Genomic DNA, 1,363 nt, shown 5'->3' on the forward strand with positions numbered 1-1,363 from the left:
AGGGCTGGGTCCTGTATTTCACAGGGCTCAGCCCTTTGAGTTTCATCCTGATGCGATCGTTGTTGTAGTAGCGAATGTATTCCTCGATTCCGTCTCGCAGATTGTCGATGCTGTCGAATTGATTGGGATGGAAGAACTCGGACTTGAGCGTGGCAAAGAAGCTCTCCATGGCGGCATTGTCGAGGCAGTTGCCCTTGCGTGACATGCTTTGGGCGACATTGCCTTGTTGGAGCATACGGCTCCATTCTGGCATCTGATATTGCCATCCCTGATCGGAATGCAGGATCGGCCTGTCATCGTCATGGAGCTTGGTCAATGCCTTGTTGAGCATGTCCCTGACCAGCTTGAAGATCGGCCGCCTCGCCATCTCATACGCGATGATCTCGCCATTGTGGAGGTCCATGACCGGCGACAGGAAGAGCTTCTCGCCGGCGACTTTGAACTCGGTGACATCGGTTGCCCACTTCTGGTTCATGCGCCGGGCAGCGAACTGTCGTTGGATGAGATCTGGCGCGACGTGCCCAGCCTGGCCCTTGTAAGAGCGGTACTTCTTCGGCCGAACCAGGGACTTCAGCCTCATCTCGACCATCAGCCGCTGGACAGTCTTGTGGTTGACCGCCTCTCCGCGGCCACGGATCGCCGCCGTCACCCGACGATAGCCGTAGCGTCCCTTGTGTTCATCGAAGATCGATCGGATCGTCACCTTCAGCGCCGCATGTCGGTCGCCGGAGGAGAGCACCTTCTGCTGATAATAGAACGTGCTACGCGCCAGGCCCGAAAGCGCCAGCAGCCCGTCGAGCGGATGCTGCGGCCTTAACGCCTGGACGGCTTGCGTCCGTTCGGCGCGTGACGCGCCTGCGTTAAGGCCTCCAGTTTTTTTAGGTAGGCGTTCTCCATGCGCAGATAGGCCAGTTCCGCCAGCAATTCCTCGCGGCTCTTGGCAGCGTCATCCTGCGCTCCATCCGTGCTGGTGTCCGTGGTAGGGGGCTCGGGCATCGATCGTGGTCTGCCTCTCCGGCGCGGGGCAAGGGCCTCAAGCCCACCGCGCTCATATTGCCTCTCCCAGACTGAGAGGCAACCGGCGTTGCGAATGTCGAAAAGCGCGGCCGCCTGTCGACGGGACAGACCATCTTTCCACATACGTTCGAGGACCGATAGTCTGAACTGCGCATCATAGTGACTATGTTTACGTGCCAAGCCCGCCAAGCCATGCTCCGCGTGGCTGGAGACCCACCGCCGCACCATCGAATAATCAAGCCCGAAGCGCAGACCTACCTCCCGGTAGCTACGCTCTCCATTGCCGTAATACTCAATGACTTCTCGCTTGAATGCGCTGCTGTATTTGGACATGCAAAACCCCCGA

At 58.8% G+C, this 1,363-nt stretch carries 1 protein-coding gene; it reads right to left on the reverse strand.

All coding sequences use genetic code 11. The features are described 5' to 3' along the window. Positions 1 to 1,350 (reverse strand): IS3 family transposase gene (locus tag AC13RM_RS31420; protein WP_488556143.1). Its coding sequence is split into 2 segments (ribosomal slippage), with 1,351 coding nucleotides annotated over them: positions 1 to 873 and positions 873 to 1,350; the frame shifts between segments, so codons are not numbered across the junction. This gene is flagged as partial in the annotation. Between the last annotated feature and the right edge of the window lie 13 nt (positions 1,351 to 1,363).

Source organism: Martinezella sp. CNPSo 3732 (assembly GCF_057784515.1).